Genomic DNA, 24308 nt, shown 5'->3' on the forward strand with positions numbered 1-24308 from the left:
AGAACATCACATTCTGACTATTACTCTTATTTCTCATCTTCGTCCATTGAAAGTACTGATAAGAAGGCTTCTTGTGGTACTTCAACCGAACCGATAGCTTTCATACGTTTCTTACCGGCTTTTTGTTTTTCGAGGAGTTTACGTTTACGTGAAACGTCACCACCGTAACACTTAGCCAAGACGTTTTTACGAAGGGCTTTGATATCTGTACGGGCAACAATTTTTTGACCGATAGCCGCTTGGATAGGCACTTCGAATTGTTGACGTGGAATGATTTTCTTAAGCTTATCAACGATAAGTTTTCCACGCTCGTAGGCAAATTCCTTATGAACGATGAAGCTAAGGGCATCGACCTTGTCACCATTAAGGAGAATATCCATTTTCACCAATTGTGAACGGCGGTATTCTGACAATTCATAGTCAAAGCTTGCATAACCACGTGTAGATGATTTCAATTTATCAAAGAAATCAAAGACAATTTCAGCAAGTGGAATTTGATAGATAACGTTCACACGATTATCATCAATGTATTCCATGGTTTCAAAATCACCACGTTTACGTTGTGCCAACTCCATAACCGCACCAACATACTCTTGAGGAACCATGATTTGAGCTTTAACATAAGGCTCTTCGATGGCATCAATACGTGTAGGATCTGGGAATTCAGATGGGTTAGATACTTCAAGCATCTCACCGTCAGTAGTGTTAACATGGTAAACTACCGATGGTGCTGTCATGATGAGATCAATGTTAAACTCACGTTCCAAACGTTCTTGGATAACATCCATGTGAAGAAGACCCAAGAAACCACAACGGAAACCGAAACCAAGGGCTTGAGACGTTTCAGGCTCAAATTGAAGACTGGCATCATTCAATTGGAGCTTTTCAAGAGCTTCACGCAAGTCATTGTATTTATTAGACTCAATTGGATAAAGACCAGCGAAGACCATTGGATTCATTTGCTTATAGCCATGGAGTGGCTCTGCTGCTGGATTATCCGCAAGTGTTACTGTATCACCGACACGGGTATCCGCAACAGTCTTGATTGAGGCCGCGATATAACCAACATCACCTGTCGCAAGGTAGTCACGGCCAACAGCTTTAGGCGTGAAGATACCAACCTCAGTAACATCAAAGGTCTTGCCATTAGACATCATTTGAATCTTATCGCCTGGTTTAACCATTCCGTTAACCACACGCACTTGGAGGATAACCCCACGGTAGGCATCATAAACAGAGTCAAAGATAAGGGCTTGGAGAGGCGCTTCGACTTCACCTTGAGGTGCAGGAACTTTCTCAACAATTTGTTCGAGAATCTCTTCGATACCGATACCAGCTTTAGCTGATGCAAGCACAGCTTCTGAGGCATCTAGTCCGATAACATCTTCAACCTCTGTACGTACACGTTCAGGATCTGCGGCTGGAAGGTCGATTTTATTGATAACTGGTAAGATTTCCAAGTCATTATCTAGGGCCAAGTAAACATTGGCAAGTGTTTGCGCTTCAATCCCTTGAGCAGCATCCACCACCAAGATTGCACCCTCACAGGCAGCAAGAGAACGTGACACTTCATAAGTAAAGTCCACGTGTCCTGGTGTGTCAATAAGGTGGAAAATATATGTTTCGCCATCTTTAGCTGTATAGTTAAGCTCAATGGCATTGAGTTTGATAGTGATACCACGTTCACGCTCGAGGTCCATACTATCAAGGAGTTGCGCCTGCATCTCACGACTTGATACTGTCTCAGTCTTTTCCAAAATACGGTCAGCAAGGGTTGATTTACCGTGGTCAATATGGGCAATAATAGAGAAGTTACGAATCTTCTCCTGTCGTTGTTTTAATTCTTCAATATTTGGCATTTTTATCTTTCCTAGTTCTTACTTGTGACTATAAAAAAACTAATCGTTACCTTCTATTATACAAAAAAGACAAGCTTTTGCCTATCTCTAATATCTGCTTTCTGACCGCATTTACTCCTTCTTATTTCTTAAAAGTATCGTTGTAGTGCTTATTAATAATTGCCGAGCGCTTGTTTTCTGTAGAACTACTTGAAAATGGAGCTAAACCGAAGGCTAGTACAACAATTCCCAATAGAATGAGACTAAAAAATGGGTGCTCTATAATATAGTGTAAAATATCTGACATAGAAAGGCTCCTTTTAAAGCGTAATTAATCACAATTATATTATCAGAAACATTATGTTTTATCAAGCAAAAAAAAAAAGAGAGTCTTCCGCTCTCCTTTTTAATATTAATGGAATTGCATACCACCATCAACGATGATTGTTTGACCTGTGATGTAGTTTGAGTCAGGTCCAGCCAAGAAGCTAACTGCTGCTGCCACATCTTCAGGTTCTGACAAACGTTTGAGAGTAATATCTTTAGCAAAAGTTTGCATACCCCATTCATCATCTTTACCAGCATTTTTACCAACTTCGTGAGCAATGTCAAACATCATTGGAGTCTTAACGATACCTGGTGCATAAGCATTAACAGTGATACCTGATTCAGCCAAGTCACGCGCCAAAGTTTGAGTAATACCACGCACAGCGAATTTAGTACCACCGTATACAGTCAAGTTAGGGTTACCAACGACACCAGCTTGAGAAGTTGCATTGATGATTTTACCACCATGACCGAGTGCTTTAAATTGTGCTTGTGCAGCTTGAGCACCCCAGATAACACCACCGACATTGATGTTAAATGTACGTTGGAACTGTTCTTCAGTAATAGTATCAAGTGGTGTTGTTGGTGCCACACCGGCATTATTAACAACAACATTCAAGTCACCAAAGTGATCAACAACTTTTTGGAAAGCAGCTGCTACTTCAGCTTGTTTAGATACATCAGCTACAACCGCAAATGCTTTGTCTGCTGACAATTCAGCAACCGCTTTTTCTGCAGTTTCAGCGTTGTAGTCCAATACTCCGACTTTAAAACCATCTTCAACCAAACGTTTTGCAATCGCAAAACCAATACCTTGACCTGCACCTGTAACAATAGCAACTTTTGACATACGAAATCCTCCTCTACCAATTAGAGTCACTGGCTTAATACCCAGCCTTATCTCAATTGGAATACGCTAAGTTAGTCAAGTTCTGGCAAAGTCATTTTCATAGGCTTTGTCTTAACTCAATAAAAATTCTACTCCTTTATGAAAACGTTGTCAAGTAATTATCAAACTTTTCTGAAAACAAATAAGACCACCCTTGGGTGACCTTATTCCTATTATTCTTCAAATTCAAAACCTAGTGCTTCCATATCGTCCAAGCCACCCAAGTTAGTCACCTTAGTATAACCTCGCTCTTTAAGAACTGATGCAGCAAATTCTGCACGAGGCCCCATTTTACAATAGAGGTAAATTGAAGCGTCTTTTTCAGCTGGAATCTCAGCAGAAAAAAATTGTGTATGAGGAATCAAGAGGGCATTCTTAACATGACCTTCTGCATACTCTTCTGGACTTCTGACATCAATTAACAGTCCACCCTTAGCTAAATCAGATTGAATCTTTACTAAATCCATCTTACTCACCAAACCAAATCTGAATTTCTCGAGCCGCAGATTCTTCTGAATCAGAACCATGAACAATATTCGGAACCATGTCCCCATCTGGTGCAGTTGCAAAGTCTCCACGAATCGTTCCTGGAGTAGCATCCCCAGGATTAGTTGCTCCCATCATATCACGCCATGACTTGATAACACCTGGGCCAGACATAATACCAATAACTGCTGGGCCACTCATCATGAATTCAGAAATACTAGGGAAAAATGGTTTATCAACCAATTGAGCATAATGTTCTTTAAGACGTTCTTCGTCAAGCATCAGCATTTCCATTCGTTCAATAATGAAACCACGACGTTCGATACGATCAAGCACTTGACCAATTAGATGGCGTTTAACAGCATCTGGTTTAATAATAAAGAATGTTTTTTGCATGTTCTCAACCTTCATCGTTTTTTTCCATTTTACCATAGGAAGCATCATTTTGCAGAGATAAAGTATATATAGCCTAAAACTATAACCTCAGCAAAAAATTAACTATTTTTCATTAGTCTAGATAAGAAGTACTATAGACATAAATAGACATTTCGAGGTAAATACAATGACAAAATCTAAATTCCAATTAGTAGGTTCTCTTCTTCGTCCTGCAGATCTCCGTAAATATAAGGACGAAATCGAGCAACGTGACGACATCCAGTATCCTTTCTATGATGCCCTTCCTGGTTATCAAGAAACTGAAACTGCAGATATTAAGCAAATTGTGGCTGACCAAAAAGCTAACGGTATTGACATCCTTACTGATGGTGAGTTTGGACGTTCTATGTGGCATTTAGACTTTGTCTGGGGATTTAAAGGAATTGAACGCTACATTGCTGAGCATGGCTACACTTTTAAAGACCATGATGGTGGTCAATATGAAACACGTAAAGATATCGGTATTCGCATCACTGAGCCGCTCTCAGGTAAGAACCACCATTACCTAGATATTTACAAATTGGTAAAAGCTGAAGCTGGTGATGAAGATACCAAACAAACTATCTGGGGACCTGCTCATGCCTACACTGAACTTGCTATCTTTGACCGTTTGGCTGGTCCTGGACAAGTCTACGAAACAAATGAAGACCTCAAAAAAGGTATCATTAATGCCTATAAAGAATTCTTGGAAGAATACAAGGCTGTCGGTGGAAAAATTGTTCAATTTGATGACTGTCTCTGGGAACTTTTTGACCCATCAAACCCTGCAAGTTTCTTTGCGGAAGGTAATTCTGATTTAGCAGAATTGGCTGATGAGTTTGTAGCTATCAATAACGAGGTTGTAGACTATGCTCACGAACTTGGTTTAACGGTTTGGACACACAACTGTCGTGGTAACTATGAAAGCCGTTCTGCTGCCGAAGGAACTTACGAAGCCATCGCTAAGAAGTTCTTGGCAGAGCAACACTATGACCGTTTCTTCCTTGAGTGGGATAGCGACACCGCTGGTGATATCAAAGCTCTCGAAGCCCTCAAAGACAGCAAAGCTGAAGTTGTACTAGGACTTTTGTCTTCTAAAACTACTGACCTTGATGACGAAGAGCGTGTCCTCGATTTGCTTGAAAAAGCGAGTCAAATCCTTCCAAAAGAACGTCTCTTCCTCTCTCACCAATGTGGTTTCGCCTCATGTGACTCAGGTAATGAGTTGGCAACACCACAACAATGGACTAAAATCAAACAAGGTCAAGAAATCGCTAAGAAATTCTTTGGTTAATTGAATACTTTTAAACATTAAAATCCCTTGCCGTATTCGGTAAGGGATTTTAATGTTGTCTAAGCTTGAATAAAAGGTTGTAAATCTTTAAGAGCTCGCTCAGCAATTTTTTCATAGCGCTCTTTCTTGTCACGAATACGTGGCCCTTCCAACTCTTTGATAATACCAAAGTTAACATTCATTGGTTGAAAATGTTTACTTTCAGCGTGAGTCACATAATATGGAAGACTCCCGATAGCTGTTGTTTGAGGGAAGATAAGTTCATCTTCGCCCTTAAAGAGACGGGCAGCATTGATGCCGGCAACCAAACCTGAGGCAGCCGATTCAACATAACCTTCAACACCAGTCATTTGTCCCGCAAAGAACAAGTTAGGGGTTGATTTTGATTGGAAGGTCTGTTTAAGCAAGTTTGGCGAATCCATGTAAGAGTTGCGGTGCATAACCCCGTAACGTACAAATTCTGCATTTTCAAGACCTGGAATCATTTGGAAGACACGCTTTTGCTCTCCCCATTTAAGGTGGGTTTGGAAACCAACGATATTATAGAGGCTACCAGCTGCATTGTCCTGACGAAGCTGAACAACCGCATAAGGGGTCTTGAAGTCACCATCACGTGGCCCTTTGTAATCTTCAGGATACTCCAAACCAACTGGTTTCATAGGACCATAGAGCATTGTCTTGATACCACGTTTAGCCATAACCTCGATAGGCATACAGCCCTCGAAATACTTTTCTTTTTCAAAAGAATTCAAAGGAGCTTCTTCAGCTGTTGTCAAGGCCTCGTGGAAGGCCATGAACTCTTCCTTGGTCATTGGACAGTTTAGGTAAGCTGCTTCACCCTTGTCATAGCGTGACTTAAGGTAGACTTTGTTCATGTCGATAGTCGCTTTATCAACAATCGGTGCAGCGGCATCATAGAAATAGAAACCATCTCCACCGTTAAGCTTGTGAATTTTTTCAGCTAAAGCATCAGAAGTCAAAGGACCTGAAGCAATAACTGTAATGGCATCATCAGGAATTTCTGTGATTTCTTCACGGATAACTTCAATTAATGGATTGTTCTCAATTTCAGCTGTCACTGCTTCTGCATAACCTTCACGGTCAACCGCCATGGCACCACCAGCTGGTACACGATGAGCTTCTCCATTACGCATAATGATAGAGTCCAAACGACGCATTTCTTCTTTAAGAAGCCCTACAGCATTGGTCAAACTATCTCCACGGAAAGAGTTAGAGCAAACCAATTCTGCAAAGTTTGTTGTCTTATGCTGAGGTGTTGCTTTGATTCCACGCATTTCATATAGTTTTACCGGAATACCACGTTTAGCAATCTGATAAGCTGCTTCAGAGCCGGCCAATCCAGCTCCAATCACGTTAATATAATCTGCTTTTGATTGAGACATGACACTAATACCTCTTCGGGAACAAGATAAAATCCTGTCCCCACAAATCTTTCTACATTTTTACTCTTAGTAGTATAGCAAAAAACTCCTCATCTGGCGACTAGGAGTCATCTGTATTTAAAGGGGTAAAGTGATAGTCACTTTAGCACCATGCGTGTTATCGTCATTCGAAAGAGCAAGACCACCATGGTGTAAGCGAATAATATCATTAGCAATAGTCAGACCAAGACCACTATGATTGCGGCTCTGTCTGCTTTTATCCTCTTGATAAAAGAGCTGAGTAGCCTTTTCAAGAGATTCAAGGGAAAATCCAGAACCAGAATCAAGGCAGATAAACTTGAATTCATCTTCTTCTACCCTAGCGGTCAGGAGCAACTGACTGCCACTGGGTGTATGCTCTACGGCATTTGAAACAATATTCATAAAAGCTCGATTCAACAAGGACCTGTCCCAATGGCCTATGATTGCTTTCTTAATCTCCTTCTTGTCAAATGCTACATTGATTTGTTTGGTTTGAGCTAGTGACAAGGTTTGATCGTAAATGTCTTCAATAAATTCCCTAACCGAAATGTCTTCAAGCGTCAAGGTTTTCGTCAAACTCGTTTTGTTGAGTTCAGACAACTCTTTAACATAAGCATCAACCTGTGTAATCCCCTTTTGAAAATGCTCTAATAAGTCCATCTGTTCTACATCTAAGGGAGTCATGGCTAAGAGGTCTGCATTTCCACGAGCAACTGTCAGTGGTGTCTTTAAATCATGTGTCAAGGCTGAAATCTGATTTTGCTTATCTTGCTCTGCCTTCCAATTTTCCATCAAAGATTCACGAAGCGCAACCCTCATGTGATCCAAGCCACTTAAAACCTGATTGAATTCCTTAATTGTAGACTGGTAGGTTTGAAAATCCAAGTCTTGTTGGGAAATTTTTTCAGTAACTTTTAATATAGGTTTAAGCTGCTGACTTAATTTATTTGCATAGTAAAAAGTTAAAATAACAAATATGAGGAGAATGAATACAATCATTGAGCCAATCATCAATAGATCAGCATTGGGAAAATGCTGATTCATCCACGCATTATGATACCTAGGTGATAATTGATAGTTGACAATGACTATACCATCTGACCGTTCAAAAGACTGAAAATAGCCGTATATCCCACCGTGAGCATTCTTGAATTGGTAATTTAGTAAGGATTCTTCTTGCAAGTTAACTGGCATGTTAGACTTCTTAAGCTTAAATTCCCTAGTTAAAAAGACATAGCGAGTACCATCGGGCAAGACATCTGGATTAAAGACCTTAGAAGTTTCAATATCATTCCTGACAGCAGACAAATCACTTTCTACCTGATTTGCTGGAATCACAACGCCAAAACGATAAGACAAGCTGAACAAATACAAAATAAGAAGACTGCTGATTGCCGAGAGGACCGTCAGGCTGACGACATAAGATAACAAGATTGTTCTTAGAGAGTGTTCTCGTTTTTTAATTAGTGCCACTTGTAACCAATCCCCCAGACTGTTTCAATAGGATTTTGCCCAACATCTTTGAGCTTTGCACGGATATTTTTAATATGTTCAGCCACTGCTGTTGGACTTCCTTTATCCTCATAGCCGTACAAATGCGTGTAGATTTGTTCTTTTGAAAAGACTTGGCCCTTATTTTCAGCCAAAAATTGACAAATACCGTACTCCGACTTAGTCAAATCTAACAACTGATTCTCAACATAAAGCTCCTGAGCTGACAAATCAAACTGAAAATCACCAAGTGAAAGCTTATGGTGACGTTCACGACTTTCACGTCTCAAGTGAGCCGCAACACGCGCTTGGAGTTCTTTAACCCCAAATGGTTTGCAAATATAATCATCCGCCCCATAGCACAATCCCTGAACGATATCCCCTTCTTGCGTTCTGGCTGTAATAAAAAGTATGGGGCAATCCACCTGATCACGAATCTCATGACAAAACTGGAGACCGTCAACATCAGGCATCATGATATCTAGTAATATCAGGTCAAACCGTGGCAACGAGTTCTTATCCAAATCTAAAACACTTGTAAACCCCGTCACCTTATGATTTTTAAGCTCTAAAGCTTTTACAACCAATTTCACAATATCTTCTTGATCATCAATAACAAGTATTTGAGCCATAAGCTTTCCTTTCGTACAAAATTACCTTTATCATATCATCTATAGAAGATAACTGACAAGGCGTAGAGTAGATAAATATGTGTTGGGTAAAAGACATAGAATAAATATTTTGACCCATTCCCTCTTTGACCGTTATAACAAAGCATCAAAGGAGCTGCAAATATTTCCATCCATTCAATGTATTTAAACATTAAATCGTGAAAAGAAGGTCTAGTTAGAACAATCGCCATTAGTACCCAAACAAGACTAACACTCACAAAAGCAAGCACTTCTTTCTTAAGATTCTTATGACAAAGATACATAGCGATACCAGTCAAAAGCAACCATGTTCCTCCATCACTAATAAATGTATGAACTGGTAGCACTGTAAAATTGAGAAATTTTAGTAGAAAAAGTAACATAGGTTTATTCACACTTAGCAGATAAAAAGGCAACATTAGCAATGGGAGTAATATTGGGAAAAGTAAGGTTGGAATTCCTTTAAGGTATTTCTTTTCTTGAATCCAAGCAATACCTTGAAGAGCAACAAGCAAAATAGCGAATGATGACAGCATCATATTTTGTGGAAAGAAACCATCTGGTCTCACAAGAGGATGTAAAAAATTATAGAATCCAAACTGAATCAATCCCATCAAAATCGCTAAAGCATAAATCTTTAGGAAGTATTTTTTTCGATTGTGTGTATGAACGAAACCTTCAATCACAGCAAAAAGGAACAAGGGGGCCGCTAATCTCCCAATCATAGTAAACCAAATTGGTATTTTCCCTGTATAATCAAAAAAGTAATGAATATGGTCAAATACCATAGTAATTAAGGCTATATATTTGAGTTGGAAACTTGTCAAACTTAAACGTTTCATAATAACTCTCCTTTCTTTCATTCTTAGTAAAAAAAATTAACTAATATAGTTTACTTTTCAGACAAACAATTAATATTATTTTAGGATAATCATTGAAGACTAATACACTATCCATGTTATTTCTTATATTATCTTTTTGTTTTGAAATCTATGGAACAAATAAATAACATAGTCACCCCAACTATCCATAAAGGCAAGGTAGTGAGTTGACGCCAATCACCTATGAGAATGCTGTTAATAGGAAATGCAATAGGAAGCCAATGAATAGACAAGAAAACTTTATTACTAGCAAAAATAATAAAAATAATTTCAACCATAGAGATAATAATATTACTGGCACTGTTCAGACTCACTTGTGTTAAGTAATGAAAATGATTGAGAAAGATAATTAGCATCCAACTTGATAGGCTTACTACAAATCCATCAAGGCTATGTTTTAAGAGTAGATTTATACTAATCCAACTCAATAAAGAAGGTAGACTAAGGATTAGGTCTGCTATTAAAAGTTTTGTCAACCATAAACGTCTTTTCTTAGGATAACTCAATATTTCTTGATAATGATTAGCGTGTTCTTCTTGTTCAATCCATAAAATTGACAAAAATGATGTCAATAGCGGATAGCATAAAAAAGATAAGATAGCTAGATTGCTTATAAATATGACTTTGGGCACAAACCTCACATATAATGGAATTGTAAGGGTTTCTAATACCGCAAAACTGAAAACAAGATAGAGACCTACTGTGTTTTTTAATTTAAGTAACTCACTCCTTAACACTTGATTTCCTCCTTTTTAGGATATACGATAAAAGAATTATCATTATCATTGATAAAATAATAATAAGCGGCACTTGCAAAATGCTGGTTTGATTTTGATTTGTAAGAACATCTCCCGATGGTTTAAGGTTTAATATAAATTGAGCTATTTTATAGTGATAGGTATAGGGCAAGACGAACCAGAGAGGACTTTGAGCAATAAAGGGGGCTATTAAAAGACAAACCAGTGTATTAAGCGCTAATAGAATGAAATGACTCATGTATTTAGACATCAGATAAAGAAAAGGAATATTCCATAAAGTTGTCATCCAAATTAAAATTAATGAAATAGCTGTTTTAGGAATATTTATTGGAATAAAACCTGTGTAAATAAATGCAACGAGACTGAGGAAAGCAAGTAAGAATAAACTAGAAATCAATGTCCTCATTCCTATAAGCACCATTTTCATCAAGATAATTTTCCAAGTGAAATATCCATTTGTAACATTTTGAAAATGCCCAGCCTGGTCTTCTAAACGTCTATCAACTATAAACAAAAGACCATTTACAAGATATAAAAAGATAGCTTCCCACCAATAAACCGAGAAAGGAACAAAAATCTGTAACCCTCCCATTAAAAAGGCTATAAGAACGGTTAAAAATGGTATGATGATTAAGAATTTAGTCGTTCCTAAATGTCGTAATTTGAGCAATTCCGAATAGAATATCTTTTGCATATCACTAACCCCCATGAACAATTTTAAAGAAGAGTCTCTCAAGACTATCTACATTTTTGTTTTCACCATCATATTGAATTTTACCTTTATCGAGAATAAGAATATGATCAGCAACCTTACTAATTTCTAGAAGTTGATGACTGGAAACCAGAATTGTCATCCCTTTTGCTTTCAAAGAACGAATAAGGTTTAGCAATTCATTTATACCATCAGGATCAAGGCCATTAGTAGGCTCATCTAGAATTAAAAATTGGGGATTAGTTAAAATAGCCATACCAATCCCAAGTCGCTGCTTCATACCTAATGAAAATTTACCGGCTTTTTTCTTTCCAGTATTTGAAAGACCAATTATTTCCAAGGTTTCAAAAATTTTTGAATCAGGAATATCATATAACAACGCTTTTGTTTTTAGATTATCAAAAGCCGAAAGGTTGTGATAAATTGCAGGTGCTTCGATTAATGCACCTAATAAATGTTTGTTTTTGGATGATCCATCAAATCGAATTTCTCCACTACTTTTTTGGACTAAACCAAAAAGAATTTTCATCAGAGTTGACTTACCAGCCCCATTTACTCCTAATAGACCAGAAACCGTTCCAGATTCAATTGTAAATGTGATGTTGTCTAAAATAGTCTTATCTTTGTAGGATTTTGAAAGTTGTTTAACAGTTATTTGCATTTGTACACCTCTTTTAGAATAGTTCTGTTTTCAATATAAGCTTATATTTACCTAATATCAGAAAACCACTTACTCTCCTTTCTTTTCATGCTTAGTATAAAAAACAAATTTAAGGAAAGTATCAGTTTTTTTGATAAAATGCAAAAAACTATCTCAAGACTTAACTTGAGATAGTTTTCTTTTTATTTAACAATAGATTCTTTGTAGTCACACTCTTCGTTACTACAGATAACTTGCTTGCCGCCACCACGGACTTTCTTCTCGACAAGATAATCGCCTGATTTAGGACAGTTACGTCCAACAGGGATATCCCACGATGTAAATTCACAGTCAGGATAGCGATCACAACCATAGAAGACACGATTTCGTTTTGTCTTACGTTCGATGACCTGACCTTTACCACAGGTTGGACAAGTAACGCCAATTTCTTTGGTTATGGCTTTAGTATTGTGACAATCTGGGAAGTTACTACATGCATAAAACTTACCATATCGACCAAGTTTGATTACCATTGGGTGACCACAGAGGTCACAATCAAAACCAGCTGGCTCATCCTTGATTTGGATTTTTTCAATACCTTCTTCAGCTTTTTCCAATTCTTTTTGGAAAGGTTTGAAGAACTCATCAATAACCTTTTGCCACTGCTCTTTACCGATTTCAACTTTATCGAGTTTTCCTTCCATCTCGGCAGTGAATTTAACATCCACGATGTCTGGGAAGAATTCGACGATTAAGCTATTAACGATTTCACCAAGTTCTGTTGGTTCAAAACGTTTAGCTACTAATTTAACATAGTAACGACGTTGAATAACATCAAGTGTCGGTGCATAAGTTGACGGACGACCAACACCATTTTCTTCCAGCGTCTTAATCAGAGTCGCTTCAGAATAGCGGGCAGGGGGTTGCGTGAAGTGTTGTTCAGGCGTTGTCACAACCTTCTTAACCGTATCACCTTCAGCCATATCAGGAAGCATTTTATTCTTATCAGAGTCGTTGTAAACGGCCATATAACCATCGAACTTGATTTGGCTACCTTTTGCTGTGAAAATGACTCCGTTTTGAGACAAGGTCACCTTCATCGTATCAAATACAGCAGCTGTCATTTGACTCGCCACAAAACGATTCCAGATAAGAGTATAAAGCTTGAGCTGATCCTTATCCAAATACTTAGCGATGCTTTCTGGTGTTTGGAAAACATTTGACGGACGAATAGCCTCATGGGCATCTTGTGCTCCCGAACTATTTTTCACCTTGCTACCATGTTTTGAATACTTAGAACCAAAGCGTTCCGTAATAAATTCAGCAGCCTGGTTTTGTGCCACCGGACTGATACGTGTAGAGTCCGTACGCATATAGGTAATCAAACCTTGAGCGCCTGAACCAAGATTAATCCCTTCATACAACTGTTGGGCAACCATCATGGTCTTACGTGTACGGAAGTTAATCTTATTGGCAGCATCCTGTTGGAGAGATGATGTTGTATATGGCAATGGCGCATTACGACGGCGTTCTTTTTTCTCTACTTTATCTACGTTAAAGTCATCACTTGTGATACGAGAGAGAACAGCTTGAACATCATCATTATTGTTGAGCTTAAGCTTTTTACCATCCAAGCCATAGAAGCTAGCCTGAAACTTCTTAGCACCCTTCTTAAAAGCACCATCAATAGTCCAGTATTCTTCTGGTTTAAAGGCCTTAATTTCATTTTCACGGTCGATAATGAGCTTAAGAGCTACCGATTGTACACGACCGGCCGAAAGACCTTTCTTAACCTTCTTCCATAGAAGCGGTGAAATAGAGTAACCCACAATACGGTCCAAGACACGACGAGCTTGCTGGGCATCTACTAAGTCCATGTCAATGGCGCGTGGCTCTACGAAGGCATTTTTTACCGCATCTTTAGTGATTTCGTTAAAAACGACACGATTCTTATCATCTGGCTCTAATCCAAGAATATGTGACAAATGCCATGAAATGGCTTCCCCTTCACGGTCCGGGTCACTTGCGAGAAAGACTTGCTTGGCTTTTTTAGCTTCTTTCTTCAATTCATTGATAAGAGGTCCCTTACCTCGAATATTAATGTACTGAGGTTCGTAGTTGTTTTCAAAATCAATAGACATACTTGATTTTTTCAAATCACGAATATGCCCAACAGAGGCTACAACTTTATAATTGCGGCCAAGATATTTCTCAATCGTTTTCGCTTTAGCAGGAGACTCCACGATAACCAAATTTTTCTTTGGTGTCGCTCTCTTTTTAGTCGCCTTTTTAGCAGTCGTTTTCTTTGTTGTTTTAGTTTTCGTTTTTGTTGTCGTTGCTGTCGCCATAGACTATTTCCTTATAATGTTATAAACTGGCTGCGCCACTCATCTGTCTAAAATCTAGTCACAAGACATTAAAAAATGAAACATCTTGGACCGAGCAACTAACATGATACCTTCCTTTTCTTTAACTGTCAATAAAAAACTTTATCTCTATAGGAGAACTTTGATTTTCAAGAAAACTCTGAAAGGATGTCAAACCCTGTCGTGATGCACTTTGCGCCCTCTTGAATTAGGTGATGGCATCCGTCTGACTTTCCATCTAAAATATTTCCTGGAATGGCAAAAACATCTCTACCTTCTTCCATGGCACGCTCACAAGTAATCAGACTCCCCGAGCGAAGTTTTGCTTCTACGACCATAACTCCTTGACACAATCCAGAAATAATCCGGTTGCGTTCAGGAAAGTGGTACTTGAGAGGCTGCTCACCCGGTCCATATTCAGTAAGAACTAAATGATTTTTGGTCATATAGTCCTGCAAAGCTTTATTTTCTTTAGGATAATAAACATCAAGTCCTGTCCCGATAACTGCAATCGTGTTCCCCTTATTTTTCAAGGCCTCCATATGCGCACAAGTATCAATCCCACGCGCCAATCCACTTACAATAGTAAAGTGATTCCCAAGTTCACTAACAATTTTTCGAACGGACTGTTTGCCTGTTTCAGAACACTTTCTTGCCCCAACAACAGCTAGCTTTGGTTTACTTAGCAAGTCAAGATTCCCTTTATAATAAAGAAGAACAGGAGGATTATAGGTATGCTTCAGCTCAATGGGATATTCATTATCAAAAATCGATAACGTAGGAAAACGTTCAAACTGTTCTTTGAGTTGCTTAATATCTAAACTCTTATACTTTTCCATAAAAAGAACGGCATTTTTAGACTTGGATACCACTGCCATATCACGTAAACTCAATTTTCTATCTTGAGTCTTTTGATAGTCCAAAATATTTAAGATATTCAAATTCGTCAAACCAGCGGCTTTAAGTTTAGAAAGTTCAAAATTATTCATATAGATACCTCCTTTTCATTATTCGTAACAGAAAAGAAAAAAGCTCCATTATGGAACTTTCCGTGATTACAAATCATTTTCAGAAGCAAAATAAGACGCCGCGCCTAGTAGGTTACTATCGTTATGGAAATGACAGGCTTGAATAGTTATGGGCTCAAAACCTAATTCAGGCTTATCCTTAAATAACTCCTCATAGGCATCACTTATTCCTTCTATTAAAGTACCTTGCCTACTGATACCACCACCGATAACAACTTTCTCCAGCCTAAAGAAGCTCTGCAAATTTAGCACAAGAACAGCAATTTCATGACAATAGTCTTTAAATAAAAGATTTAGCTCTTCCGATTGATTTCCCTCTATAGCTGAGAATACGGCTGGACCATCGTCTTGATTTAACCCAAGTAATTGACTGGCTTCATGAACAAAGCCAACTGCAGAACCCTTATTATCGACAAGGCTTACTAAGCCATGCATAAACAATTCCCACTGGAAAGGTAGAGAGGTTTGACTCATTCTTTGGGGACTTGGAGATCGCAGATATTGGGTGACTGACAGAGGTGATAGCAAGTCCTTCTGTGAGACAAGTCCTAAACCAACACCCGTACCTAAAACCAAGGCAGCCCCACAATCTAAATCTTGTAGACTTCCATATCTGGCTTCAGCCAAAGCTGCCGCATCAGCATCATTGATAACCCTTACAGGCAGTTGAAATGTTTTAGTCAATCGTGCCCCAAGAGGAATAGCCGTTAAATAAGGGATAAGACCGCCCTTGAAAATGAAGCCACGTTTACTATTTATTTCTCCTGGGCATGCAATGGCAATCCCAGAAATGATATCCTTGTGAGACGAGACAATATGCTCTAAAGTCAACCAAAAGTCGTCTAACGTTGGTGGTGTTGGAACTTTAGATTGATTGCTAATCCTAAAATCATCATCAACTAACCCAAACTTGATAAAGGTTCCTCCAATATCAATAGCTAAAATCACACCACTTCACCTACTTTTTATTATTGACTTTATGGGTTCAAAGCTTCTTCTATGAATTGGAGTAACACCAAATTTATCTATGCCAGACAAATGATCCTTGGTACCATAACCTGCATTTTTGGCAAATGCATAACCAGGAAACTCCTGATCATAGTCAGCCATCATCTTATCCCGGGTTACCTTTGCTACGATAGAAGCTGCCGCAATTGATAAAGAATTAGCATCCCCTTTTATAATCGATGTTTGTCCTATTGGTAGGTCCAAAGTCATGGCATCAATTAACAAATGTTCTGGTTCGGGACTAAGTTTTTCAATAGCTTCAGCCATAGCAAGCTTGGTTGCTTCATAAATATTGACATCGTCAATCACATGATTGTCCTTAATACCAATCCCAACAGCTACCGCTTCCTTCATGACCTGCTTATAAATAGCTTCATGTTTTGATTTTGGTATTTTTTTACTATCATTAAGACCTTTTATTTTGCAAAGCTTTGGTAAAATCACCGCTGCAGCTACCACTGGCCCAGCCAAAGGGCCACGTCCAACTTCATCAACACCTGCAATGAGTTCAATTCCCTGAGCATAAAGCGATTTTTCATAACTGAGCATCATCTCTAAGCGTTCTTCCTCAGCAATCTCAGCTTGTATAGCTTTACGGCGTTGCTTAATGGCAGTCTGTACACCAGCTCGACTATCTTCCTCAAAACTTGCCCATCGGTGATCGTCAAGGTCTGTCAAAGTGGCCAATTGCTCTTTGACTTCTTTAATTGTCGCCATCAGTATCGACCCCAACAATATCAAGTGTGTAACGTCCTAGTTTTCCATCACGAACTTCTTTGACAAATAGATTATAGAAACGGTCATAATCTTCACGGAAGCCAAGTTTTCGAGTCATTTCCATAATGATTTCTGGTGCCTCTTCCTCAAGATCAATCCCTTTAAAGCGTTCCTCTAAACGTTCAGGATAGTAAGTTTTAAAATAGTTAAGGCCAAAAATTGTAACTTCATCCATTGGCAAGAGCTGGTCCTTGATGGCACCGGTCAAAGCAAGTTTCAAACCGACCAATTCATCTTCAAACTTAGGCCACAAAATCCCCGGAGTATCCAGAATTTCCAAGTCCTTATTAGACTTCAACCATTGTTGACCTTTTGTCACACCAGGTTTATTTCCTACAACGGCAATTTTTTTACCAGCCAAACGATTCATCAAGGTAGATTTCCCTGCATTTGGAATCCCAATAATCATGGTTCGCAAGGTCTCTTTCTGAATACCACGTTCACGTAGTCGTTGAATCTTGTCAGCCATAAGACTCTTAGCAGCATCTGTCACCATTTTAACTGTAGATTGTTCCTTGGAATTGATGGCCAAGGTTTTAATCCCTTGACTCTCAAAATAGCTACGCCACTCTTTTGTACGATTACTATCAGCAAGGTCAGCCTTATTGAGAATTAAAAGTTTTGGTTTATCGCCAACAATTTTAGTTAGCATGGGATTTTGACTTGACAGTGGCAAACGTGCATCCACTAAAATTGTTACAAAATCAACATGCTTAAGATTCTCCTGAACTTGTCGACGAGCTTTGGACATGTGACCAGGGAACCATTGAATAGTAGCCATGTTTATCTCTCCTCTTTATTTTCTTAGTAAAATATGATTTAAACTCTTTAAAAAAAGCCAAAGACTTGGCTTTACTTTACTTATATTATATCAGATTTAGTTTAAGATGCCCAATCGATAAAAGTTGACTAAGCCTCAACAGGCATAAAGTTACCGACAATTTTACCGATGATTCGAGGATTTTCGTCATAGGGTGCAAACTTATCACCATAACGTTTATTGAGAGAAACTAAACGTAGCCCATCTTCCTCGCGATAAACTTTTTTAATATAGGTTTGACCATCCCAGTCTACAGCATAAACAGCTCCATCATAATCAAAACCTGTTTGTTTGATTAACACTACTTCACCATTTAGGTAGGTAGGTTCCATAGAGTCTCCAAAAACCCATGACGCAAAATCATGATCTAATTCTTCATCATAGAAAACTTCATCATAATTGCCATCACCAAAGTAAGTGTAACCAGTTCCGGCTGATAAACGCTCGAAAACTTTGTATGAGTAAAGGGGAATAACAGGTGCTTTTTGCTTTTCTGCTTCTTGCTCTTCTAGGAGAGCCTTAGTGAGTCGCAAAGCTTCTTGGCGATTTTCCTCATTTAATTCCAAGTAGACTTCTACAATCTCATGTTCAGACAGAAAATAGGTCTCAGCTACACCAAAAAGTTCGGCCAAAACCGATAGGTTCTTTTGATTTGGTTTCGTCTTACCATTTTCCCAATTAAAATAAGAGGAGCGTGAAATTCCTAGATGCTTAGCTACTGATGCTTGGCTCATTCCTTGTGCTTCTCGAATTTCCTTAAGTCTTTGTCCTGAAAACATGGCTACCTCCGTAAGTTAATAAACTAACATAAGTTTATCAAAAAAAGCAGTTGTTTTCAAGTGAAACTAACTACTTTTACATTTCTCTTTTATATCATTCTTTAACTAAAAATCCTAGATGGTTAAGTGCCTCTTCAATATAATCTATATCTTGCTCACTATCTGCTTCGACAAGATGGTAATGAACTCCGTTTGTCAAATCAGATAAAGGGCGAAAGTCATTTGACGAGGCTTGGTCTAAAAAATGACTAACATCTCGACGACAAGTCAATTTCAACAAAGTCTGAATTTCTCCATAAACTGGATGTTCTATCAGGATATTTTGAATACGGCCTCCATTATCAACAATAGCCAAAAGCTCATCTTCCATATCAGACACTTTATGATTCACCTTAAATAGTCGATGTACATAAGAATTGTCATCGCTACTTTTATAGATATATCCCCTATTAGTTGAAATAATCTGGGCACCATCTGCACGCAAGAGCGCAATATCTTGAACAATGATTTGACGTGTCACACCAAAATGCTCCGCCAAATTCTGTCCATTCATTGCCTCTTTAGCTCCCTTTAAGAGTGCCAATAATTCTTGTTTTCGATTTGAAGCCATAGACTAACCATCCCTCTTTCAACTAGCGTATTTTTCGAATACTTTTGAAAATCGTTAATGCTATAACATAGTCTATCATACTATGGACAATAGTGCCAAAACCAACTAAAACAAAGAGAACGTAGAACAGTTTTTGGAAATCCTCTCCTGTTACAGAATAAAAAATCACGCAAGCAAGAACTTCACCTATGGCATGGATAAGTCCTAAAACAAAGTTAAAAAGTAATGATGATTTATGGTTTTCTATCGTTTGTGGAAATTTTTTCAAATAGAGTGCGCCTAATAAGCCAAATATAATATGTGAAAAGGCCCTAAAAACAACCACAATCGGATAGCCAGCCATAAAGTATCCCAAACTAGAAGCTAAGATAACAAAAGCAGTTACCCAGGGAGATATAAACATGGCTAGAAATATTGGAACATGACTCCCCAAAGTATACGAAGCCGGTGGGATGATTAGTTTAATTGGCATGATACTTGGGATAAGGATAGCAATTGCAGTTAATAAAGCTGCAAAGGTCATTTCTTGAATTCTCTTTTTAGGTTTCATAATCTACTCCTTTTTACTGTATATACATTAGTATATTACAGTGTATAGTTATATAAGTCAATAATTTTCAGAAAAAAACACTAGAGCAAAGTGCCCTAGCGTTCTAAGTTTCTTATTTACGTTTTTTCTTAGCTTTTTTCATCTTGTTAGCTTGACGCTTCATCGCATGTTTCATGGCAAAGGAACCGACCTTACCTTTAAGACCACCACCAAGCATTTGGCTTAGATCCATATTACCAAGGTCTGGCATACCTGCGCCACCCATCATACCCTCAAGAGCAGACATGTCCATATTACCCATATCAGGCATATTTGGCATGTTTTTTGGCAGATTATTTGGGTTAAGTCCCATTTGACGCATCATTTGTTCCATGTCACCAGACATAACACCTTGCATCATTTGTTTGGCTTGGTTGAAGTCTTTAATAAACTTGTTTACTTCAATAAAGGTATTCCCTGAACCATTTGCAATACGGCGACGACGACTTGGTGTCAAAAGATCTGGATTTTCACGCTCTTCTGGTGTCATTGATGATACAATGGCACGCTTGCGTGCAATCTGTTTCTCGTCTACTTTAACATTAGCCAAGGCTGGATTGTTAGCCATACCTGGCAACATCTTAAGCAAATCCTCCATAGGACCCATATTTTGCACTTGGTCTAATTGGTCGATGAAGTCATTGAAGTCAAAGGTATTTTCACGCATCTTTTCAGCCAACTCAAGAGATTTTTTCTCGTCGTACTCTTGAGAAGCTTTTTCAATAAGGGTAAGAAGGTCACCCATACCTAAGATACGGCTTGACATACGGTCTGGGTGGAAAGTCTCAATATCTGTGATTTTCTCACCAGTACCTGTGAATTTAATTGGCTTACCAGTAATCTCACGAATAGAAAGAGCCGCACCACCACGTGTGTCACCGTCAATTTTAGTAAGAACGACACCTGTGATATCTAGTTGTTCATTGAACTCCTTGGCAACGTTAGCAGCTTCCTGACCAATCATGCTATCTACAACCAAGAGAATTTCGTTTGGATGAGCAAAATCCTTAATATCATGCAACTCTTGCATGAGAGTCTCGTCAATCTGCAAACGACCAGCCGTATCAATCAAGACATAATCATTTTTATTGGCACGCGCTTGTTCCAAACCATTTTTGACAATCTCAACCGCCTGTGTCTCTGTACCCATATCAAAAACAGGAACATTGATTTGTTGTCCCAAAGTCTTCAACTGGTCAATGGCTGCTGGACGATAGATATCCGCCGCAATCATCATTGGACGAGCTTCTTGTTCCTTAATCAGCTTATTAGCCAATTTACCAGCAAAGGTCGTTTTACCAGCCCCTTGAAGACCAACCATCATAATGATTGTTGGAATCTTTGAAGATTTCTCAATTTCAGATGTTTCAGACCCAAGAATCTCTGTCAATTCTTCATTAACAATCTTGATGATTTGTTGCGAAGCATCAAGAGTATCAATGATTTCGTGACCTACAGCACGTTCACGTACACGCTTGATAAATGTCTTAACAACTGGTAGGGCTACGTCTGCTTCAAGAAGTGCCAGACGAATCTCTTTAGTGACTTCTTGAACTTCTTTCTCTGAAAGTTTTCCTTTACGTCTTAAATTTTTGAAAACGCCTTGCAAGCGTTCCGTTAAGCTTTCAAAAGCCATATATCATTTCCTCTCTTACTTTCTGCTTGGGTCTAATCTCTATTATCGATACTGCTGAGCACAGCAATTTGTTCCTGAAGATAGCTATCGTCTGGGTATTTTTCCATGATATCATCAAATATTTGGCTACGAACAATGTAATCTGAATACATATGTAGTTTCATCTCGTAAGCTTCTAAAATCTTCTCAGTACGCTTGATGTTATCATATACAGCCTGACGACTCACACCAAATTCCTCGGCAATTTCTGCCAAACTATAATCATCTGCATAATATAGCTCAATATAGTTCATCTGCTTATCTGTTAACAAGGCTGCATAGAACTCAAACAAGGCATTCATGCGATTGGTTTTTTCAATTTCCATAAGCTCCATTTTACCATAAAATCATGGTGTTAGCACCATTCTTGTGCAGAAAAAAGCCGTGACTGTTAATTGTTCTCCAAATAAAATTCAAAACGGTCGCCAACATAGTAACTTCGTACATATTCGAAAGCCTGCCCGTCTTGGAGGAAGGAAATTTGTGTCAGACTCAAGAGAGCATCGCCAGTCTTAACCTTGAGGTGCTTGGCCAAACTACTATTGGCCAAACTTGCTGATATGGTCTGCTGACTTTTCCCTATTTCATAGCCATTATCGGTTAAGGTCTTGAAGAAGTGTTCGGTAATTTCTGATTCCTTAAAACCTCGGATAATTTTCTCAGGGATACTGGCAATCTCATAGGCAACTGGTAGATCGTCTGCAAAACGAACACGTTCCATACGAATGACATAGGACTGCGGTAAAACACCTAAATTCTTGATTTCAAACTCATTTGGATGTACACGTTGATAAGAAATAAGCTCACTAGATGGTTTCTTGCCTTGGGATTTGACAATCTCAGTAAAACTCGTAGTTCCACGCATCTTTTCCTTAACTCGACTGCTAGCCACAAAAGTTCCACTGCCTGGTTTGCGTTCTAAAATCCCCTCATCCACTAAAAGTGTTATGGCCTGACGAACAGTCATACGACTCACATCAAAAGTCTCGCAAAGATCTCGCTCGCTAGGGAGACGTTGCCCGATTTTCCAAGTACCATCATCAACATCTTCCTTAATCTTATCATGTATGCGAATATACGCTGGTAACATCTAATACCCCCTTCTGTACCCCTATTTTACAAAAAAAGTAACAGAATTGTAAAGATGAGTATGATACTTACAGTTTCTCGTATAAATCTAGGTGCTAAGTCCATAAATTTGTGATACAATGATTGCATAAGAAAGAGTCCATGTGTGACGTAAAAAGAAAGGGTAATAATGACTGACATTTCTACTTTGAATGATGTGCAGAAAATCATTGTTCTAGACTATGGTAGCCAATACAATCAGCTGATTGCACGTCGTATTCGTGAATTTGGTGTTTTCTCTGAATTGAAGAGCCATAAAATTACCGCTGATGAAGTCCGTGCCATCAATCCTATCGGTATCGTACTTTCTGGTGGTCCTAACTCTGTTTATGCCGAAGATGCATTTGGTATTGACGAAGAGATTTTCGAGCTTGGTATCCCAATTCTTGGTATCTGTTACGGAATGCAACTTTTGACCCACAAACTCGGTGGTAAAGTTGTTCCAGCTGGTGAAGCAGGTAACCGTGAGTATGGCCAATCAACACTTCGCCTTCGTACCCAATCAGAACTCTTTGCAGGAACTCCTGAAGAACAAGTTGTTCTGATGAGCCACGGTGATGCAGTTACAGAAATTCCAGAAGGTTTCCATCTTGTTGGTGACTCAGTAGATTGCCCATTCGCCGCGATGGAAGATACCGAGAAAAACTTCTATGGTATCCAATTCCACCCAGAAGTTCGTCACTCTGTATATGGTAATGACATTTTGAAAAACTTCGCTTTTGGTATCTGTGGTGCCAAAGGTGACTGGTCAATGGCTAACTTCGTAGATATGCAAATTGCACAAATCCGTGAAACAGTTGGTGACCGTAAAGTCCTTCTTGGACTCTCAGGTGGGGTTGACTCATCTGTTGTTGGTGTCCTTTTGCAAAAAGCTATTGGTGATCAATTGACATGTATCTTCGTTGACCACGGTCTTCTCCGTAAAGGTGAAGGTGACCAAGTTATGGAGATGCTTGGAGGTAAATTTGGCCTTAACATTATCCGTGTTGATGCTTCTAAACGCTTCCTAGATCTCTTGGCTGGTGTTGATGATCCTGAGAAAAAACGTAAAATCATCGGTAACGAGTTTGTTTACGTCTTTGATGACGAAGCAAGCAAACTTAAAGGTGTAGACTTCCTAGCTCAAGGAACACTCTACACTGATATTATTGAATCAGGTACTGAGACAGCCCAAACAATCAAATCTCACCACAACGTTGGTGGTCTTCCAGAAGACATGCAGTTTGAATTGATTGAACCGCTTAATACCCTCTTTAAAGATGAAGTACGTGCCCTTGGTACTGAGATGGGAATGCCTGATGAAGTTGTCTGGCGTCAACCTTTCCCAGGACCAGGACTTGCCATCCGTGTTATGGGTGAAATCACTGAAGAGAAACTTGAAACTGTTCGTGAGTCTGATGCTATCCTTCGTGAAGAAATTGCCAAAGCCGGTCTTGATCGTGATGTATGGCAATACTTCACTGTTAACACAGGCGTTCGTTCTGTTGGTGTTATGGGTGATGGCCGTACTTATGACTACACTATCGCTATCCGTGCTATTACTTCAATTGACGGTATGACAGCTGACTTTGCGAAACTTCCATGGGAAGTTCTTCAAAAGATTTCTGTTCGAATCGTTAACGAAGTTGACCACGTTAACCGTATCGTCTACGATATTACAAGTAAACCACCTGCAACTGTTGAGTGGGAATAAAATATAAACCTAATTTAAAGTGACTTGATTG

At 38.8% G+C, this 24308-nt stretch carries 25 protein-coding genes; 2 read left to right on the forward strand and 23 right to left on the reverse strand.

Annotated elements, in window-relative coordinates; all coding sequences use genetic code 11:
• Positions 1–26: 26 nt before the first annotated feature.
• The 5 genes from lepA to ndk form a co-directional block, all read right to left on the reverse strand.
• Positions 27–1859, reverse strand: coding sequence for a translation elongation factor 4 (gene lepA / locus H7U01_RS07545; RefSeq protein ID WP_002891049.1), 1833 nt, complete (start codon positions 1857–1859; stop codon positions 27–29).
• A gap of 121 nt (positions 1860–1980) precedes the next feature.
• Positions 1981–2145 carry a hypothetical protein gene (locus H7U01_RS07550; RefSeq protein WP_002891050.1) on the reverse strand — a complete coding sequence of 55 codons (165 nt, stop codon included), beginning with the start codon at positions 2143–2145 and terminating at the stop codon, positions 1981–1983.
• A gap of 105 nt (positions 2146–2250) precedes the next feature.
• Positions 2251–3015 (reverse strand): (S)-acetoin forming diacetyl reductase, encoded by a 765-nt coding sequence (locus H7U01_RS07555; RefSeq protein ID WP_060972977.1) that lies wholly within the window; start codon positions 3013–3015, stop codon positions 2251–2253.
• 212 nt (positions 3016–3227) lie between these two features.
• Positions 3228–3521, reverse strand: coding sequence for a rhodanese-like domain-containing protein (locus H7U01_RS07560; protein ID WP_064524361.1), 294 nt, complete (start codon positions 3519–3521; stop codon positions 3228–3230).
• Between the two features lies 1 nt (position 3522).
• Entirely contained in the window at positions 3523–3936 is a 414-nt protein-coding gene (gene ndk / locus H7U01_RS07565) for a nucleoside-diphosphate kinase (protein WP_171963624.1), read from the reverse strand.
• Between the two features lie 166 nt (positions 3937–4102).
• On the opposite strand from ndk, the gene H7U01_RS07570 reads away from it, so the two are divergent.
• Positions 4103–5248: a cobalamin-independent methionine synthase II family protein gene (locus H7U01_RS07570; RefSeq protein WP_064524358.1), complete on the forward strand. Its 1146-nt coding sequence runs from the start codon at positions 4103–4105 to the stop codon at positions 5246–5248.
• Between the two features lie 59 nt (positions 5249–5307).
• Here the strand turns inward: H7U01_RS07570 and trmFO are convergent, their stop codons facing one another.
• The 18 genes from trmFO to H7U01_RS07660 all read right to left on the reverse strand — a co-directional run bounded on the left by trmFO (position 5308) and on the right by H7U01_RS07660 (position 22546).
• On the reverse strand, positions 5308–6651 hold the full coding sequence (trmFO, locus tag H7U01_RS07575) for a methylenetetrahydrofolate--tRNA-(uracil(54)-C(5))-methyltransferase (FADH(2)-oxidizing) TrmFO (protein WP_064524357.1): 1344 nt from the start codon (positions 6649–6651) through the stop codon (positions 5308–5310).
• Positions 6652–6768: 117 nt separating this feature from the next.
• Positions 6769–8145, reverse strand: coding sequence for a sensor histidine kinase (locus tag H7U01_RS07580; RefSeq protein WP_064524352.1), 1377 nt, complete (start codon positions 8143–8145; stop codon positions 6769–6771).
• The gene (locus H7U01_RS07585; protein WP_037599977.1) at positions 8136–8795 is read right to left on the reverse strand and encodes a response regulator transcription factor; all 660 of its coding nucleotides are present in this window, start codon (positions 8793–8795) and stop codon (positions 8136–8138) included. The genes H7U01_RS07580 and H7U01_RS07585 overlap by 10 nt, the downstream gene beginning before the upstream one ends.
• Positions 8796–8830: 35 nt before the next feature.
• Positions 8831–9655, reverse strand: a complete 825-nt coding sequence (locus tag H7U01_RS07590; RefSeq protein ID WP_064524350.1) for a TraX family protein — start codon at positions 9653–9655, stop codon at positions 8831–8833.
• A gap of 128 nt (positions 9656–9783) precedes the next feature.
• Positions 9784–10431: a hypothetical protein gene (locus H7U01_RS07595; RefSeq protein WP_064524348.1), complete on the reverse strand. Its 648-nt coding sequence runs from the start codon at positions 10429–10431 to the stop codon at positions 9784–9786.
• Entirely contained in the window at positions 10418–11146 is a 729-nt protein-coding gene (locus tag H7U01_RS07600; RefSeq protein ID WP_064524346.1) for a hypothetical protein, read from the reverse strand. Before H7U01_RS07600 ends, H7U01_RS07595 begins: the two co-directional genes overlap by 14 nt.
• Before the next feature lie 4 nt (positions 11147–11150).
• Positions 11151–11825 carry an ABC transporter ATP-binding protein gene (locus H7U01_RS07605; protein ID WP_064524345.1) on the reverse strand — a complete coding sequence of 225 codons (675 nt, stop codon included), beginning with the start codon at positions 11823–11825 and terminating at the stop codon, positions 11151–11153.
• Positions 11826–12007: 182 nt separating this feature from the next.
• On the reverse strand, positions 12008–14152 hold the full coding sequence (gene topA, locus H7U01_RS07610; RefSeq protein WP_064524343.1) for a type I DNA topoisomerase: 2145 nt from the start codon (positions 14150–14152) through the stop codon (positions 12008–12010).
• Positions 14153–14319: 167 nt separating this feature from the next.
• On the reverse strand, positions 14320–15159 hold the full coding sequence (gene dprA / locus H7U01_RS07615) for a DNA-processing protein DprA (protein WP_201041383.1): 840 nt from the start codon (positions 15157–15159) through the stop codon (positions 14320–14322).
• Between the two features lie 66 nt (positions 15160–15225).
• A complete protein-coding gene (locus H7U01_RS07620; protein WP_014634565.1) occupies positions 15226–16146 on the reverse strand; it encodes an ROK family protein in 921 nt (306 codons plus the stop codon).
• Between the two features lie 6 nt (positions 16147–16152).
• A complete protein-coding gene (locus H7U01_RS07625) occupies positions 16153–16923 on the reverse strand; it encodes a ribonuclease HII (protein WP_064521303.1) in 771 nt (256 codons plus the stop codon).
• Positions 16910–17764: a ribosome biogenesis GTPase YlqF gene (gene ylqF, locus H7U01_RS07630; protein WP_038676138.1), complete on the reverse strand. Its 855-nt coding sequence runs from the start codon at positions 17762–17764 to the stop codon at positions 16910–16912. Before ylqF ends, H7U01_RS07625 begins: the two co-directional genes overlap by 14 nt.
• Positions 17765–17892: 128 nt before the next feature.
• Complete coding sequence (locus H7U01_RS07635; RefSeq protein WP_201041384.1) at positions 17893–18582, reverse strand: XRE family transcriptional regulator; 690 nt, start codon at positions 18580–18582, stop codon at positions 17893–17895.
• A gap of 94 nt (positions 18583–18676) precedes the next feature.
• Positions 18677–19192, reverse strand: a complete 516-nt coding sequence (locus H7U01_RS07640) for a transcription repressor NadR (protein WP_201041385.1) — start codon at positions 19190–19192, stop codon at positions 18677–18679.
• Positions 19193–19214: 22 nt separating this feature from the next.
• Positions 19215–19742 carry an ECF transporter S component gene (locus H7U01_RS07645; protein WP_022496664.1) on the reverse strand — a complete coding sequence of 176 codons (528 nt, stop codon included), beginning with the start codon at positions 19740–19742 and terminating at the stop codon, positions 19215–19217.
• 112 nt (positions 19743–19854) lie between these two features.
• Positions 19855–21417 (reverse strand): signal recognition particle protein, encoded by a 1563-nt coding sequence (gene ffh / locus H7U01_RS07650; RefSeq protein ID WP_064524332.1) that lies wholly within the window; start codon positions 21415–21417, stop codon positions 19855–19857.
• Positions 21418–21449: 32 nt separating this feature from the next.
• Positions 21450–21782, reverse strand: a complete 333-nt coding sequence (locus H7U01_RS07655) for a putative DNA-binding protein (protein ID WP_002883908.1) — start codon at positions 21780–21782, stop codon at positions 21450–21452.
• A gap of 65 nt (positions 21783–21847) precedes the next feature.
• Positions 21848–22546, reverse strand: coding sequence for a GntR family transcriptional regulator (locus H7U01_RS07660; protein WP_037599995.1), 699 nt, complete (start codon positions 22544–22546; stop codon positions 21848–21850).
• Positions 22547–22714: 168 nt separating this feature from the next.
• Between H7U01_RS07660 and guaA the strand changes: the two genes are divergently transcribed.
• Complete coding sequence (gene guaA, locus H7U01_RS07665; protein WP_037599997.1) at positions 22715–24277, forward strand: glutamine-hydrolyzing GMP synthase; 1563 nt, start codon at positions 22715–22717, stop codon at positions 24275–24277.
• Positions 24278–24308 lie beyond the last annotated feature (31 nt).

It is taken from the genome of Streptococcus sp. 21.1, assembly GCF_016648635.1.
In the GTDB taxonomy this organism is placed as follows: Bacteria; Bacillota; Bacilli; order Lactobacillales; family Streptococcaceae; genus Streptococcus.

Coding starts and splice junctions, on each gene's coding strand:
- H7U01_RS07660 (WP_037599995.1), bottom strand. CDS start 22,546: ATGTTACCAGCGTATATTCGCATACATGATAAGATTAAGGAAGATGTT.
- H7U01_RS07645 (WP_022496664.1), bottom strand. CDS start 19,742: ATGAAACCTAAAAAGAGAATTCAAGAAATGACCTTTGCAGCTTTATTA.
- H7U01_RS07605 (WP_064524345.1), bottom strand. CDS start 11,825: ATGCAAATAACTGTTAAACAACTTTCAAAATCCTACAAAGATAAGACT.
- H7U01_RS07625 (WP_064521303.1), bottom strand. CDS start 16,923: ATGGCGACAATTAAAGAAGTCAAAGAGCAATTGGCCACTTTGACAGAC.
- H7U01_RS07585 (WP_037599977.1), bottom strand. CDS start 8,795: ATGGCTCAAATACTTGTTATTGATGATCAAGAAGATATTGTGAAATTG.
- H7U01_RS07635 (WP_201041384.1), bottom strand. CDS start 18,582: ATGTTTTCAGGACAAAGACTTAAGGAAATTCGAGAAGCACAAGGAATG.
- H7U01_RS07570 (WP_064524358.1), top strand. CDS start 4,103: ATGACAAAATCTAAATTCCAATTAGTAGGTTCTCTTCTTCGTCCTGCA.
- H7U01_RS07550 (WP_002891050.1), bottom strand. CDS start 2,145: ATGTCAGATATTTTACACTATATTATAGAGCACCCATTTTTTAGTCTC.
- ylqF (WP_038676138.1), bottom strand. CDS start 17,764: ATGGCTACTATTCAATGGTTCCCTGGTCACATGTCCAAAGCTCGTCGA.
- H7U01_RS07560 (WP_064524361.1), bottom strand. CDS start 3,521: ATGGATTTAGTAAAGATTCAATCTGATTTAGCTAAGGGTGGACTGTTA.
- ffh (WP_064524332.1), bottom strand. CDS start 21,417: ATGGCTTTTGAAAGCTTAACGGAACGCTTGCAAGGCGTTTTCAAAAAT.
- H7U01_RS07600 (WP_064524346.1), bottom strand. CDS start 11,146: ATGCAAAAGATATTCTATTCGGAATTGCTCAAATTACGACATTTAGGA.
- trmFO (WP_064524357.1), bottom strand. CDS start 6,651: ATGTCTCAATCAAAAGCAGATTATATTAACGTGATTGGAGCTGGATTG.
- H7U01_RS07590 (WP_064524350.1), bottom strand. CDS start 9,655: ATGAAACGTTTAAGTTTGACAAGTTTCCAACTCAAATATATAGCCTTA.
- H7U01_RS07555 (WP_060972977.1), bottom strand. CDS start 3,015: ATGTCAAAAGTTGCTATTGTTACAGGTGCAGGTCAAGGTATTGGTTTT.
- topA (WP_064524343.1), bottom strand. CDS start 14,152: ATGGCGACAGCAACGACAACAAAAACGAAAACTAAAACAACAAAGAAA.
- dprA (WP_201041383.1), bottom strand. CDS start 15,159: ATGAATAATTTTGAACTTTCTAAACTTAAAGCCGCTGGTTTGACGAAT.
- H7U01_RS07655 (WP_002883908.1), bottom strand. CDS start 21,782: ATGGAAATTGAAAAAACCAATCGCATGAATGCCTTGTTTGAGTTCTAT.
- H7U01_RS07640 (WP_201041385.1), bottom strand. CDS start 19,192: ATGGCTTCAAATCGAAAACAAGAATTATTGGCACTCTTAAAGGGAGCT.
- guaA (WP_037599997.1), top strand. CDS start 22,715: ATGACTGACATTTCTACTTTGAATGATGTGCAGAAAATCATTGTTCTA.
- ndk (WP_171963624.1), bottom strand. CDS start 3,936: ATGCAAAAAACATTCTTTATTATTAAACCAGATGCTGTTAAACGCCAT.
- lepA (WP_002891049.1), bottom strand. CDS start 1,859: ATGCCAAATATTGAAGAATTAAAACAACGACAGGAGAAGATTCGTAAC.